Source organism: Algoriphagus locisalis (assembly GCF_900116615.1).
In the GTDB taxonomy this organism is placed as follows: domain Bacteria; phylum Bacteroidota; class Bacteroidia; order Cytophagales; family Cyclobacteriaceae; genus Algoriphagus; species Algoriphagus locisalis.
In genome coordinates this window covers 160,711-174,064 of the sequence record NZ_FPBF01000005.1, presented here as the reverse complement: position 1 = coordinate 174,064, position 13,354 = coordinate 160,711, and the positions used below count along the sequence as shown (strand labels likewise).

Annotated in this window: 11 protein-coding genes; 5 read left to right on the top strand and 6 right to left on the bottom strand. The window is 42.6% G+C overall.

Features of this window, described 5'->3' with window-relative positions; translation table 11 throughout:
- Positions 1-17: 17 nt before the first annotated feature.
- The 5 genes from BM386_RS14750 to BM386_RS14725 form a co-directional block, all read right to left on the bottom strand.
- Positions 18-959, bottom strand: a complete 942-nt coding sequence (locus BM386_RS14750; protein WP_091695694.1) for a transporter — start codon at positions 957-959, stop codon at positions 18-20.
- A 140-nt stretch (positions 960-1,099) separates the two neighbouring features.
- Positions 1,100-1,645, bottom strand: coding sequence for a hypothetical protein (locus BM386_RS14745; RefSeq protein WP_244545538.1), 546 nt, complete (start codon positions 1,643-1,645; stop codon positions 1,100-1,102).
- 385 nt (positions 1,646-2,030) lie between these two features.
- Positions 2,031-4,922, bottom strand: a complete 2,892-nt coding sequence (gene infB / locus BM386_RS14735) for a translation initiation factor IF-2 (RefSeq protein ID WP_091695690.1) — start codon at positions 4,920-4,922, stop codon at positions 2,031-2,033.
- Positions 4,923-4,984: 62 nt separating this feature from the next.
- Entirely contained in the window at positions 4,985-6,229 is a 1,245-nt protein-coding gene (nusA, locus tag BM386_RS14730; RefSeq protein WP_091695689.1) for a transcription termination factor NusA, read from the bottom strand.
- Between the two features lie 5 nt (positions 6,230-6,234).
- Complete coding sequence (locus BM386_RS14725; protein WP_091695687.1) at positions 6,235-6,711, bottom strand: ribosome maturation factor RimP; 477 nt, start codon at positions 6,709-6,711, stop codon at positions 6,235-6,237.
- A 315-nt stretch (positions 6,712-7,026) separates the two neighbouring features.
- Here BM386_RS14725 and BM386_RS14720 point away from each other — a divergent pair, with 315 nt between their 5' ends.
- From BM386_RS14720 to rodA, 5 genes are read left to right on the top strand one after another with little or no spacing between them, the layout of a single operon-like run.
- Positions 7,027-8,055, top strand: coding sequence for a rod shape-determining protein (locus BM386_RS14720; protein WP_091695686.1), 1,029 nt, complete (start codon positions 7,027-7,029; stop codon positions 8,053-8,055).
- Positions 8,056-8,062: 7 nt separating this feature from the next.
- Complete coding sequence (mreC, locus tag BM386_RS14715; RefSeq protein ID WP_091695684.1) at positions 8,063-8,899, top strand: rod shape-determining protein MreC; 837 nt, start codon at positions 8,063-8,065, stop codon at positions 8,897-8,899.
- Positions 8,889-9,410: a rod shape-determining protein MreD gene (locus BM386_RS14710; RefSeq protein WP_091695683.1), complete on the top strand. Its 522-nt coding sequence runs from the start codon at positions 8,889-8,891 to the stop codon at positions 9,408-9,410. Before mreC ends, BM386_RS14710 begins: the two co-directional genes overlap by 11 nt.
- Positions 9,410-11,212, top strand: coding sequence for a penicillin-binding protein 2 (gene mrdA / locus BM386_RS14705; protein WP_091695681.1), 1,803 nt, complete (start codon positions 9,410-9,412; stop codon positions 11,210-11,212). Before BM386_RS14710 ends, mrdA begins: the two co-directional genes overlap by 1 nt.
- Positions 11,212-12,486: a rod shape-determining protein RodA gene (gene rodA / locus BM386_RS14700; protein ID WP_091695680.1), complete on the top strand. Its 1,275-nt coding sequence runs from the start codon at positions 11,212-11,214 to the stop codon at positions 12,484-12,486. Before mrdA ends, rodA begins: the two co-directional genes overlap by 1 nt.
- Here rodA and BM386_RS14695 read toward each other — a convergent pair.
- The gene (locus BM386_RS14695; protein WP_091695678.1) at positions 12,483-13,058 is read right to left on the bottom strand and encodes an HD domain-containing protein; all 576 of its coding nucleotides are present in this window, start codon (positions 13,056-13,058) and stop codon (positions 12,483-12,485) included. The genes rodA and BM386_RS14695 overlap by 4 nt on opposite strands.
- Positions 13,059-13,354: the final 296 nt, after the last annotated feature.

Here is a 13,354-nt window from a genome sequence, read left to right as displayed (position 1 = left end):
GAAATATTTTCATATTCTTAATTTTTAGGAGTGAAAAGGCCGAATTGATAGGTGACTCCAGCACTAATCGCTGTCATCTCGGGAGCATTTCTGCCATGTATAACACGGCTATAGGATGCTACGATACCCAACCCTTTTGGCTTTTTGAAAAAGTACTGAGCAAATACTCCCACTCGATCCATATCCACTTTATTCGTGGGCTGAGGAGCATTATAAGCCCGAATATCATCGCCCGAAGTCGAAATAGAAGAATTATAGCTCAATTCCACCCGTAAAGATTTATCCATAAACCATTTCCCCAAGACCGCTTCATAGGTCCAGGCACTTGGCACATCCATCCATGCGGTATAGTAACTCCCCTCATTGTAGTAGTACTCACGCTCGGCTTCGGTATAGCCTTTCCAGGTATATCCCCCATTCCCTCGGAGATAAAAACCGTTGTTCCATTCATATTCTACTAATGCTCTCCAAGCAATCTGTGGAGCTCCAATCCCTATACTGTATGGCTGATAATCGGATAGATAATTAGAAACTGGGGTAGAAAACACCACTGAACCAAATGCTGTCCATTCACCTTTCTCACCTCTTTTTCGAAGCGCTTCATATTTCAAGCCCAATGATAAATCCTGAATACCTGATGCTCCCGCAAATTTGCCACCGTTTGGAGTGGTAGAATTAGTACTCACATGCGGAAGACCTACATAGGCATCCAATTTATTTGAGATCCCGTAAGCAGCCATTACCAAGGCCGTTCTCCGCTGCACCTTTGCAATAGTTCCGTTTTTTCGGAGAGTCTCTCCCTCCCAATAATGATCAAACTGTCCGTACTCGTAGTTGAGTAAAAAACAGATATCACCTTTTGGCATCATCAAACCGTCTGTTGGAGTTTGGGCCATAGTTATATAGGACAGCCCCAGTCCTCCTGCTAGGAGAACCAGCGTCCTGAAGTAATTTTTCATAGTATTTAGTATTGATTCCTAATAGATTAAGCATAATCTCTCTAGCTCATTGTACTGGCCATAGAGAGAAATGCGCGATCTATCTTTTACTAAATTCATTTAGTTAGAATTAGCAAAAGAAAATAATCGAAAGAAATAAATTAGGAAAACTGGGGAGGTGGTGATTCTATGCCATCAGTAGGATTTGCATATTGAAAAAAAACTTGACCTATTGAAAGATCAAATGGTGTCGATGTGTACGCTTCAAATAAAAATGGATTTGGCTGAAGATAATCTTTAACGACCAGCTTAATCACCGTCTTCCCATTTTGGTCCTGAGGAATTTCATCATCCGTCAGGAAGGAAATCCACTTTTTCACGGTATTGTCTAACACGCCACGAGCGGTATCGGGTACCACCACCACTTGCAAGGTGTCATTTTGATAACGTTGCTTGATCGCTCGGTAAAATTTCCCATCCTTCTCAAAAGAAGTGTTGGTTGGCTGGAATTCGTCCTGATTGGCCATATATGGCGCCGAAAGCGGGATTTCTACAATCGTTTGCTCTATTTCCTGAGCATTATCACTATAGATAATCGCCTCCCACTGGCGTTCTAGATGCTGATCATAGGAAAAATAGAATGCATAGTATCCAAAATGATACATCGCAAAGCAGAGCAGCAGAAAAATGGAAAGGAAGTTTTTCAATTCTGGGTTTATTACAATCCGAAAAGTAGTAAAATTCAATTTGTAAAACCAACGCTCACTCAAATTACTTAATGATAATTTTATGAAAAATCACTAATTCGAAACTAAACGCTATTATAATTCCTTAATTAAAATAATATTCTGTCAAAAGAAGAAAAGCTAAAAGAATAAGGGAAATAATTCCATAAATTTTTAGGACTTTAAGACGATTCATCCTATCCAAAAACCAAAGAACTAGAACAGGTCTTATCAAACCGGCTATCAGACTGACTAGACAAAAATAGAACAGAATCCAACCTAGGATTAAAACAGCTTCCTTCATCCTATAAAATTAAAAAAGGAACAGCAATGCTGTTCCTTTCAATTAGTAATATCTAAGCGAAATTTACTTCTTACGCTTGATCTCTTTCATTTCGTAGCCTTCAATGGTGTCATCAATCTCGATGTTGTTGAAGCCTTTGATGGAGATACCACATTCGTAACCAGCTTTCACTTCAGCTACATCGTCTTTGAATCGCTTCAATTGATCGATTTCGCCTTCGTGGATCACAATACCGTCTCTGATCACGCGGATCTTGTTCTTTCTGGTAATAAAACCATCTGTCACATAAGAACCTGCAACAGTTCCGACTTTAGTGATTTTGAATACTTCACGAACCTGGATGTTACCAGTGATCACCTCTTCAAATTCCGGCTCTAGCATTCCCTCGATAGCATCTTTGATCTGGTTGATCGCATCGTAGATGATAGAGTAATGTCTGATTTCGATCTCTTCCTGCTCTGCCAATTTCTTAGCATTGGAAGAAGGTCTTACCTGGAATCCAAGGATAATGGCATCTGAAGCAGAAGCCAGCAATACATCAGATTCGGAGATCTGACCCACACCTTTGTGGATAATGCTAACTTTCACTTCATCTTTAGAAAGTTTCAATAATGAATCAGAAAGTGCTTCCACTGATCCATCCACATCACCTTTGATGATGATATTCAATTCTTTAAATGATCCGATAGCCAAACGACGACCGATCTCATCCAATGTAATATGCTTCTTAGTTCTTAAGCTTTGCTCTCTCTGGATCTGCTCTCTTGAGTTCGCAATATCTCTAGCCTCACGCTCAGTGTCATAAACTTTGATGATATCACCTGCCTGAGGAGCTCCGCCAAGACCTAAAACCTGAACAGGAGTAGATGGTCCAGCTTCTTTCAGCTTCTTTCCTTTGTGATCAAACATTGCTTTCACACGACCGTGATGCTGACCGGCAAGGATAATATCCCCGATTCTCAAGGTACCAGCCTGAACCATGATAGTAGATACATATCCACGTCCCTTATCAAGGGATGCTTCGATCACTGTACCTGCTGCATTTTTGTCAGGATTGGCAGTAAGTTCCAATACTTCAGATTCCAGGAGAACTTTCTCCAACAAATCGTCAACACCTTCACCTGTTTTAGCAGAAATATCCTGTGACTGATATTTACCACCCCATTCCTCAATCAGGAGATTCATGTTGGCAAGTTCCTCTTTGATCTTGGCTGGGTTAGCGTTTGGTCTATCTATTTTGTTGATCGCAAATATCATCGGTACACCAGCTACCTGAGCGTGATTGATCGCTTCTTTAGTCTGAGGCATGATGCTATCATCTGCCGCAATCACGATAATCGCAACATCAGTAATTTTCGCACCACGTGCTCTCATCGCTGTAAAGGCTTCGTGACCTGGAGTATCCAAGAACGCAATTTTATGACCGGTTTTGGTCATTACATCGTAGGCACCGATATGCTGGGTGATTCCTCCTGCCTCATCTGCTGTCACTTTGGACATACGGATGTAATCCAGCAAGGAAGTCTTACCGTGATCGACGTGACCCATGATGGTGACAATCGGCGCTCTTTCTAGTAATTCTTCCGGAGAGTCTGCTTCTTCTACCTCGATTTCATCTTCGATAGATTTGGTGAATTCTACTTCATAACCAAACTCATCAGCAATGATAGTGATCGCTTCTGCATCCAAACGCTGGTTGATAGAAACGAACATGCCTAATGACATACACGCAGAGATAATCTGATTAACAGACAGATCCATCAATGCTGCTAAGTCATTTGCAGAGATAAACTCAGTTACTTTTAAGATTTTTGTTTCTTCTGTTTCGAAATCAACATCTCTCTCTCTTTCAGCTTTCTTGTCTCTACGGCTTTTGCCTTTTCCTCCTCCTGCACTTTTGCCTTGAAGTCGAGCTAGCGTCTGTTTGATTTGATCCTGAATTTCTTTTTGTGTTGGCTCTGCTTTTTGAGCTCTCACTGGTGCTCCACCTCTTTGGTTGCCACCTGGACGGTTTCCACCGCCCTGATTTGGTCGTCCACCTGGTCCACCACCTGGGCGATTGCCTTGACCTGGTGTTCCTGGTTTATCTATACGCTTGCGCGGACGTTTTTTATCTCTACCTCTTTCATCCGAAGAAGCCACTGGCCCACCTTTTTTCTTAGGCCGATCTGCAGGTAGTTCTATTTTACCTAAAACAGTTAACCCCTTAAGTGAGTCTGCTTTTGCAGAGATCACCTGATCAACAGGTTTTGGCGGTACGGGTGTACTTGGCTGTTGTGGAGCAGGTTTTGGCTGTTCTTTTTTAACCTGGGGCGCTTGAGGAGCATTCGGCTTTTTATCTTCCTGAGCGGGTTTAGGCTGAGGTTTATTTTGCTGAGCTGGCTGTGGTTTCCTAGAGTCTCCATGCTTTTGACCGTGCTTATTCTGGCCGTGCTGTTGTTTATGTCTAGGAACAGAACTCGTGTTTTTGCTTAAGTCAATTTTACCCAAGACTTTAATACCCTCTAATTTCGGGGCTTCGGTAGATACTGTCTCCGGATCGGCAGGCGGAGTAGGTGCAGAAGATGGCGCAGGTGTAGGCTTTGGTTCCTCCGCTGCTTTTGGAGCAGGGGCTGGAGTTGGAGCAGGAGCTGCTGGCTTTGGTGCTTCCTGTGCCTTAGGCTCAGGAGCTGGCGTTGGCGCTGGCGCTGGTTTTGGCTCCTCTTTAGGAGTTTCAGGCTCTATTGAGATAGGCTCATGGCGCTTCCCTATAGAGAGGTGCGATGCCTCCTCTTTATCCAGGGCAGAAGATTTGAACTCCTTATTCAGCATCTCAACTTGACTCATGTTGATTTTTGAATTAGGATTATTCTCCACCTCATAGCCCTTTTTAGCCAAAGACTCAACTATGGTTGCCGTACCCACGTTGAGTTTTCTGGCTATTTGGCCTAAACGCATCATTTTTTCTTCTGACATAAGCAAAAACTTCTTTCGAAATCTTAAATAATTAGGGTATTACACGGGGATTTTTTCCCGTTTTATTGATCAAATTCTTGTCCGAGTATCCTGAATATCTCGTCAACAGTTTCTTCTTCAAGCTCTGTTCTACGAGTCAGGTCCTCTTTAGTCAGGCTCAATACGCTCTTCGCAGTATCCAGACCTGTCTTCTTTAATTCGTCTATGATCCAGCCGTCGATTTCATCAACAAACTCCATCAAATCGACATCTTCTTCTTCGTATTCGTTCAACTCACGGAATACGTCGATCTCATAACCTACCAATCTGCTGGCAAGTTTGATGTTATATCCACCTTTACCTATGGCCAGGGAAACCTGGTCAGGCTTAAGGAAAACGGATAGTCTTTTTGTCTCTTCATTCGCAGTGATCGAAGAAACTTTAGCTGGACTCAAGGCACGAGTGACATATAAATCCAGGTTTTCGGTGTAATTAATCACATCGATATTTTCATTCTGCAATTCTCTTACCACAGCATGAATTCTCGATCCTTTCATTCCCACACAAGCTCCTACAGGATCAATACGATCATCGTAAGACTCTACTGCAACTTTAGCTCTTTCTCCTGGCTCTCTTACGATTTTGATGATCGTAATCAATCCATCGTAAACTTCAGGAACTTCGTTCTCAAACAAGCGCTCCAAGAAAACCGGAGAAGTTCTGGAAAGAATAATCTTTGGGTTACCGTTAGACATATCTACTCGGTGAACAATAGCCTTCACGGTATCGCCTTTTCTGAAGCGGTCTTTAGAGATTTGCTCTGCTTTAGGCAGGATAAGTTCGTTGCCCTCCCCATCCATTAGAAGAATCTCTCTTCCCAGGATCTGGTAAACTTCCGCACTTACGATCTCACCTACTAGTTCCTCATACTTATTATAAAGAATATCTTTTTCAAGATCTTTGATACGCTGGATCAATGTCTGACGGGCCATCTGAACCGCACGTCTTCCAAAAGCCTCCAATTCAATTTTCTCGTAAACTTCTTCTCCTATTTCAAAATCAGGTTCGATCTTTCGGGCTTCCGTAAAACTGATTTTGTCTAAATCCCAAATATCCTCAGAATCATCATCGACGATTTCGCGGATACGGAATATCTCAAGGTCACCTTGATCAGCGTTAATGGTCACATCGAAGTTTTCATCAGTTTCAAACTTCTTGCGAATCATAGCTCTGAACACATCTTCCAAGATACGGATCATTGTAGGTCGATCCACATTTTTAGATCTCGCAAATTCAGCGAAGGATTCTATTAAGACTTTGGCATCCATTTTATTTATTTAAAAGATACTTGTACAATTGATTTCTTCATCTCTTCGAAAGGAAGAGCAACCTCCTCTTCAGTGGCTTTCTTGCCCTTTTCCTTTTTCTTTTTCACCAGTAACTTTATCCCTGCTTCTGATACCTCCAAAAGCTTACCCAAAACCTCTTCTCCCGAAGTCAAAGAAACCAGTAGCTCCCGGTTGATATTTTTCTGAAATTGCCTTCTGCTACTCAAAGGAAAATCCAATCCGGGAGATGAAACCTCCAGAATATAAGCCTCAGGCATCATTTCTTTGGCCTCAAGCTCTTCAGAAACAGCTCTGCTCAGCTTAGCACAAGCCTGTATAGTCACACCTTCATCAGCATCCAAAAGAATGTTGAGGAGGGTTTTCCCTGATCTCTCAGACAATTTCACTTCAACAACGAAATGATTTTCATCCGGAAGATGCTTCTCTACAATCTCTTCGATAGCTTGCTTCAATTCAGTCATAGTATGCATAATGAAAAAGGGGACCATATGGTGTCCCCTCCAGAAACTTTCGAATACGACGCAAAGGTAAAATAATTTTACACTAAAAACAATGAGGTCTAATAAATCAAGATTTAGCGCCAATTAGCTTTCCACAGAAAAAACTTCCCCAAACTAAAGCTGCCTCACAATCATTTCATATTGTTACCAAAAAATATCCCGATTCTATCAAATTTGTCCCATTAAGATAATAATTTTGCCGACCCCCGTTTAATATGAATACTTAGCGTAGTATATTAAACTCTTAACTCCAGTAAATACAATCAATACCTAAAAATGGGATTATTTGACTTTTTCTCTAGTGATATTGCAATTGACCTCGGTACTGCAAACACCCTGATCATTCATAAAGATAAAATTGTAGTAGATGAACCTTCCATCATCGCAATTGACAAAACTACCAACCGCGTTTTAGCGGTAGGTAGGGAAGCAATGAACATGCATGAGAAAACGCATGAAAATATAAAAACTATCCGCCCATTGAAAGATGGGGTGATAGCAGATTTCTACGCCGCAGAGCAAATGATCAGAGGATTGATCAAAATGATTCCTGGGCAGAAAAAAGGCTTATTTCCTCAGTCCCACCGCATGGTGATCTGTATCCCTTCCGGAATTACAGAGGTGGAAAAACGCGCTGTGCGCGACTCTGCGGAGCATGCTGGAGCCAAAGAAGTATATATGATCTTCGAACCAATCGCTGCGGCAATCGGTATCGGGATCGACATCGAAAAACCGATGGGATCCATGATCGTGGATATCGGAGGTGGTACTACAGAGATTGCCTTGATCGCACTTTCCGGAATCGTGGCAGACCAGTCAATCAGGGTAGCCGGTGACACGTTCACCAAAGATATTCTGGACTACATGCGTCGTCAGCACAACTTGCTGATCGGTGAGCGTTCTGCTGAAAAAGTAAAAATTGCCATTGGATCAGCCTTGACAGAACTCGATGAGCCGCCGGAAGATTATGAGATCAGAGGCCGTGATTTGATGACAGGTATTCCTAAGGTGATTAAGGTTTCTTACTCTGAGATCGCTTTCTCTTTGGATAAGTCAGTTTCGAAAATAGAAGAAGCGGTATTGAAGGCTTTGGAGATTTCTCCTCCGGAACTTTCCGCTGATATTTATGACAACGGCATTCACCTCACAGGTGGTGGAGCACTACTGAAAGGTCTGGACAAAAGACTGCATCAGAAAACCAAGCTTCCTATCCACATTGCAGAAGATCCACTGAGAGCTGTAGTGAGAGGAACGGGCACAGCCTTGAAAAACGTACAGAATTTCCGAACAGTATTGATGACTTAAACCCCGAATGCTACGCATCCTTCAATTCCTTTATAGCCTAAGGTCTTTTCTTTTATTTGTTTTGCTTGAAGTATTGGCGATCAGTTTAATCGTCTCCAATAATTCCCCTCAGGGTGCAGCTTTCTTTAACAGTTCCAATGCAATAACCGGATCGGTTCTCAAGACCCGCTCAGATGTGGTGGATTTCTTTTCCCTAGCGGAAAATAATGAAGCGCTAGTGATTCAAAATGCAGCTTTGCTTGAACAACTTAAGACCATCAATTCAAGCCCGGATAGCTTAAAATTGGAATTGGATTCTGCATTCGAAGCACAATACAATTTCAAAGGGGCTAGAATCATCAGCAATTCTTTGCGTTTTGCGCAAAACCATCTTACCCTGAACAAGGGCTCTAATGACGGTATAAAACCCGGAATGGGAGTTTTCAATGAGCAAGGGGTCATCGGACGCGTGAAATCAGTGTCTGAAAACTACTCGGTAGCATTCTCCCTGTTGAATACGGAACTGAACCTCTCGACCAAAATAAAAAACAACGACTCCTTCGGTACGGCTAAGTGGGATGGACAAGACTCCCAAAAAACGAAACTCCTCTATGTACCACGTCACGTGACTGCAAGCGCTGGGGACACCATAGTGACTACAGGGTTCAGTGCAGTTTTTCCGGAAGGTATTCTGGTAGGAATCATAGAAAGTGTCAATCAAGGAGAAGACCCAAACTACTTGGACATAGTGGTTAAGCTAAGTGCTGACTTCAGCAAAGCACATTATGTCTATTTGGTAGAAAACAGTCAATTAAACGAAATCGATTCTTTGCAAAAGCAATCAGAAATAGAAAATGAATTTTAGAAACCTGATCACCTATATTTTCATGGTGATTTGCCTTTGTACAGTACAGATTTTGCTATTGAAAAATGTAGCTCTTTTTGGTGTGGCTTTCTGTTTCATTTATCTATTGGCCATTTTGAGTTTTCCGATCAGCATGCGCAGTTTTCCCCTGATTTTGATCAGCTTCGGTCTAGGGCTGCTAATTGATGTTTTTTACGATACACTCGGCTTGCATGCGGCAGCAGCCACACTCTTGGCATTTCTTCGTACCTATTGGCTGAAAGCGATCAGCCCTAATGGAGGCTATGATGACAGCAACAGCCCGACCCTACGGGAAATGGGAATTGGCTGGTACATTAGCTACTCATTGCCTTTGGTTTTTGCCTTTTCGCTGATGTTTTTCACTGCAGATCAGTGGGGGACAGGGGGATTATTTGGCGTACTAAACAAAAGCCTTTTCTCCTCGATTTTTACAGTCATTTTGGCTATAATTGTACAACTACTGTTCTTCAAACGCAGGAGAGGAATCTGATGAACGACCAAAGGCCCGTAGTAATAATAATCTTTGTTTTCATAGTCGGCGCGGTACTTTTGACCAAGCTATTTATGATACAGGTGATGGACGACAGCTTCATGAAAAGAGCTGAGCGGAATGCTATTCAACGGATAGTCGATCACCCCTACCGTGGGTTAGTTTACGACCGAAACGGAAAGTTGCTGGTTTACAACAATCCTATTTTTGATTTGATGATTGTTCCCAAAGAGTTTGAGGTAGGTGACACCACCCGCTTCTTAGAACTTTTTAAGATCAGCAAAGAGCAATTGATAGAATCTTATCAAGCTGCCAGAAACTATTCGCCGGTAAAGCCCTCCACTTTTATCAAGCAAATATCTACCAATGACTTTGCGAGAATCCAAGATTTCCTAATTGACTACCCAGGTCTATTTATCATGACTAGATCTGTACGCTCCTACCCTAACCCTATTGCATCACATGCCCTGGGATATATCGGTGAGATCAGCGGCAGACAGCTGGAGCGCGACAGTTCTGGGTATTACGTGCAGGGAGACTATGTAGGCCTGAGCGGTATGGAGCGATTCTACGAGGATCAACTCCGTGGACAAAAAGGTGTGAAGTACAAAATGGTGAATGTGCGCGGAATAGATAAGGGGCCATTCAAGGACGGTGAATACGATACCGCTTCGGTAGCAGGCCATAATATCAACTCCTCCATCGATATGGAACTCCAGAAATATGGAGAAATGCTGATGATGGGCAAAACAGGCTCTGTGGTGGCAATAGAGCCAAAAACAGGTGAAATCCTGTCTATGATCTCTGCTCCTTTCTATGATCCAAATAGTCTAACGGGTTCGGATTTTGGGAAAAATTATACGGAACTGAATAAGCTAGAAACAAAGCCGCTTTTTAACCGTCCGATCATGGCGACTTATCCTCCGGGATCCATCTTCAAAATCGTGCAAAGTCTTATTGGTCTTCAAGAAGGAATCCTAACACCAGAAACTACATTTGCCTGCAATAAATCGCTAGTTGCCTGCCACAATCACCCCTCTCCTGTCAATCTGTTTGGAGCGATCAGAAATTCCTGCAATCCTTATTATCACCAGGCTTTCAGACAAATTATCAATCAGGAAGTATCCAGTAATACCTACAAGGACACAGAGATCGGCCTAGATGAATGGCGGGATCATGTGTTGAAGTTTGGCCTAGGCGGTCAATTGGGCGTAGATATGCCAAATGAAAAAATCGGCGATGTTCCTTCAAGTAAGTATTACAATAGGGTTTATGGAGAAGGTCGTTGGAAATATTCCACCATTTACTCCCTTTCCATCGGTCAGGGAGAGCTTTTGGTCACCCCACTTCAAATGGCAAACCTTGCAGCGATTTTTGCAAATAAAGGCTATTACTACACTCCACATTTGATTCGAGCTATTGACGGAGACAATACCAAAATCCCCGCAGAATACCAGACTAAACATATGGTGGGGGTGGATGCGCATCATTTTGATATGGTGCAGGACGCGATGGCTGAAGCATTGTATGGAACAGCCACACGGGCGATCATGAAGGATATCCAGATCGCAGGAAAGACCGGTACTGCCCAAAACCCACACGGGGAGGATCACTCGGTGTTTATTGCTTTTGCACCAAAAGACAATCCGCAGATCGCTATAGCAGTCTATGTGGAAAATGCAGGCTGGGGAGGTAGAGCTGCGGCAAGTACCGCTTCCCTGATGATAGAAAAATACCTGAAAGACAGCATATCCAGACCTGCTCTGGAAGAATATGTTCTAGCTGGAAATTTCATTTACTAATGCGCGAGACGGATATCAACATAAATCGGGTGGATTGGATCACCGTTATGATCTATTTCGCTTTGGTCATCATAGGCTGGTTTAATATCTACGCCGCAGTATATGATGGACAAGTGGACAAAAGCATCTTCGACACCTCAATCAACTCAGGTATCCAACTTGTCTGGATAGGAACTGCGGTTGCCATCATCATTGTAATCATGGCAGCAGATTACCGGCTTTTCGAAAATCTGGCAATCCCCATCTACCTAGTCATGCTGGTCTTGCTACTACTCACTCCTTTTATTGGAAAGGAAGTAAATGGGCAAATCCTTACAATTGGCGTTGGCTCCTTTCGTATTCAGCCGGGAGAATTTGCAAAATTTGCAACGGCTCTGGCTTTGGCCAAATTTATGGAAAGGCCCACCTTTGATCTATCCAAAACCAAGTATCAATTACAGGCATTTGGTGTGCTTTTATTGCCTATAATTTTGATTATTCTTCAGCCGGATACAGGAACAGCCATGGTTTATTTCTCCATGTTCATCATGTTCTATAGAGAGGGGCTGCCGCAAAAATACTACGTGCTCGGCCTCGGCATGATAACGATAACATTACTTGCGTTAGGCATAGAAAATAACCTCTATTTGGCTGGGGCTATCGTCATTATAGTGGCCATCCTTATCCTAATGGGTAAAAAGACCCCACAGCAGATTATAGGCTTCAGTGTCATCGGCATTGCATTAATTGCCTTCACTTATAGCCTTGATTTTGCGGTGTCCAAATTACCACAACACCAGCAAAACAGGATAATGGTGCTCTTCAATCCAGACATCGACCCGCTGGGTGTTGGCTGGAATGTCACCCAATCCAAAATCGCCATTGGATCTGGAGGGCTTGCCGGAAAGGGATATTTACAAGGCACGCAGACGAAGTTCGACTTTGTGCCGGAGCAGCATACAGATTTTATTTTTTGCACCTTAGGAGAAGAGTTTGGCTGGCTAGGCAGCTTGGTGGTGATTTCACTCTTTGTCACGTTACTTACCCGATTGGTATTTATGGCTGAGCGCCAAAAGAACAGGTTTAACAGAATATATGGCTATTGTGTGATCTCCATTCTGATGTTTCACTTCATGATCAATATTGCCATGACCATTGGTTTATTTCCGGTGGTGGGAATTCCGCTTCCATTCTTTAGTTATGGAGGTTCCTCGCTTTGGTCATTTACCATTTTGCTGTTTATCTTCATCAAAATGGACAGTGCCAGAGCGCTTCAGCTAGGAAGGATGGGTTAAGAGTCCAACAGTTTTTTCAGCCAGAATTGCTTCTTCGGTTCTCTATTCTTAATCGCAAACGGCGTATGGAAATGATGCGCTTTCAAAAAATTAATCTGTAGATCCTTCCATTGCTGAGCCGTAGAAATCACATTCATATTCTTCAGTTCTTTAAACAATTTCTGGCTGATTTCCGGATAATCCTTTCTCCCCAAGTAATCCAGGTCTGCGTCACAGATAATACGCTGAAGGTGATTTTGAGGGTTTTGCGGGATTTTAGTTGCCATGACCAATCCTCTAATCACTACAATATCAGGCTGATCAACGCCCAAATCTTTCAGGATTATTTCCGCCATTCCTGCCCCGACTTCCTCATGATTGGCAGGCCCTTTTAAAAAACCCATATCGTGAACTATCGCGCCGGCTCTCAGTAGGTATCTTTCTTTGTAAGGAATCTTTTCCCGCTTTATATACTGGTTACACACGTTTAGGACATCGAGTGTATGCTCCAGCGCATGGTAAGTCAAGGTCTTAGGCAAATTTGCCTCAAGATTAGCTAAAACTTGATTTCGAAGCGTGCGATATCCTTTCATGGATTCAAAAAGGGCAATTTGTCCACGACACTAATGCCTGGAAACTGTGAACAAAAGTCTATTGGGTATTGAGGTTTCTTACGCATTGATCGCAAACTACTTACTTAAACCCGAAATATGCACTAGCAATTCTATTACAGCCATTAATTGCTTCAAAATCAGCCATTACATTGCTGTTTTCAACTTCACCATAGCGGTGCTATGCCTCAGTTTCCAAACAGCCTGATTTTTTTTGCAATTAGTGCCTTCATAACGAAACCTAATGCATAATCCAGGTTAAAAATATAAACTTGTCT

Bases quoted from the DNA above. Each gene is read 5' to 3' on its own strand.
- BM386_RS14750 (WP_091695694.1), bottom strand. From the start codon at position 959: ATGAAAAATTACTTCAGGACGCTGGTTCTCCTAGCAGGAGGACTGGGG.
- infB (WP_091695690.1), bottom strand. From the start codon at position 4,922: ATGTCAGAAGAAAAAATGATGCGTTTAGGCCAAATAGCCAGAAAACTC.
- nusA (WP_091695689.1), bottom strand. From the start codon at position 6,229: ATGGATGCCAAAGTCTTAATAGAATCCTTCGCTGAATTTGCGAGATCT.
- BM386_RS14725 (WP_091695687.1), bottom strand. From the start codon at position 6,711: ATGACTGAATTGAAGCAAGCTATCGAAGAGATTGTAGAGAAGCATCTT.
- BM386_RS14720 (WP_091695686.1), top strand. From the start codon at position 7,027: ATGGGATTATTTGACTTTTTCTCTAGTGATATTGCAATTGACCTCGGT.
- mreC (WP_091695684.1), top strand. From the start codon at position 8,063: ATGCTACGCATCCTTCAATTCCTTTATAGCCTAAGGTCTTTTCTTTTA.
- BM386_RS14710 (WP_091695683.1), top strand. From the start codon at position 8,889: ATGAATTTTAGAAACCTGATCACCTATATTTTCATGGTGATTTGCCTT.
- mrdA (WP_091695681.1), top strand. From the start codon at position 9,410: ATGAACGACCAAAGGCCCGTAGTAATAATAATCTTTGTTTTCATAGTC.
- rodA (WP_091695680.1), top strand. From the start codon at position 11,212: ATGCGCGAGACGGATATCAACATAAATCGGGTGGATTGGATCACCGTT.
- BM386_RS14695 (WP_091695678.1), bottom strand. From the start codon at position 13,058: ATGAAAGGATATCGCACGCTTCGAAATCAAGTTTTAGCTAATCTTGAG.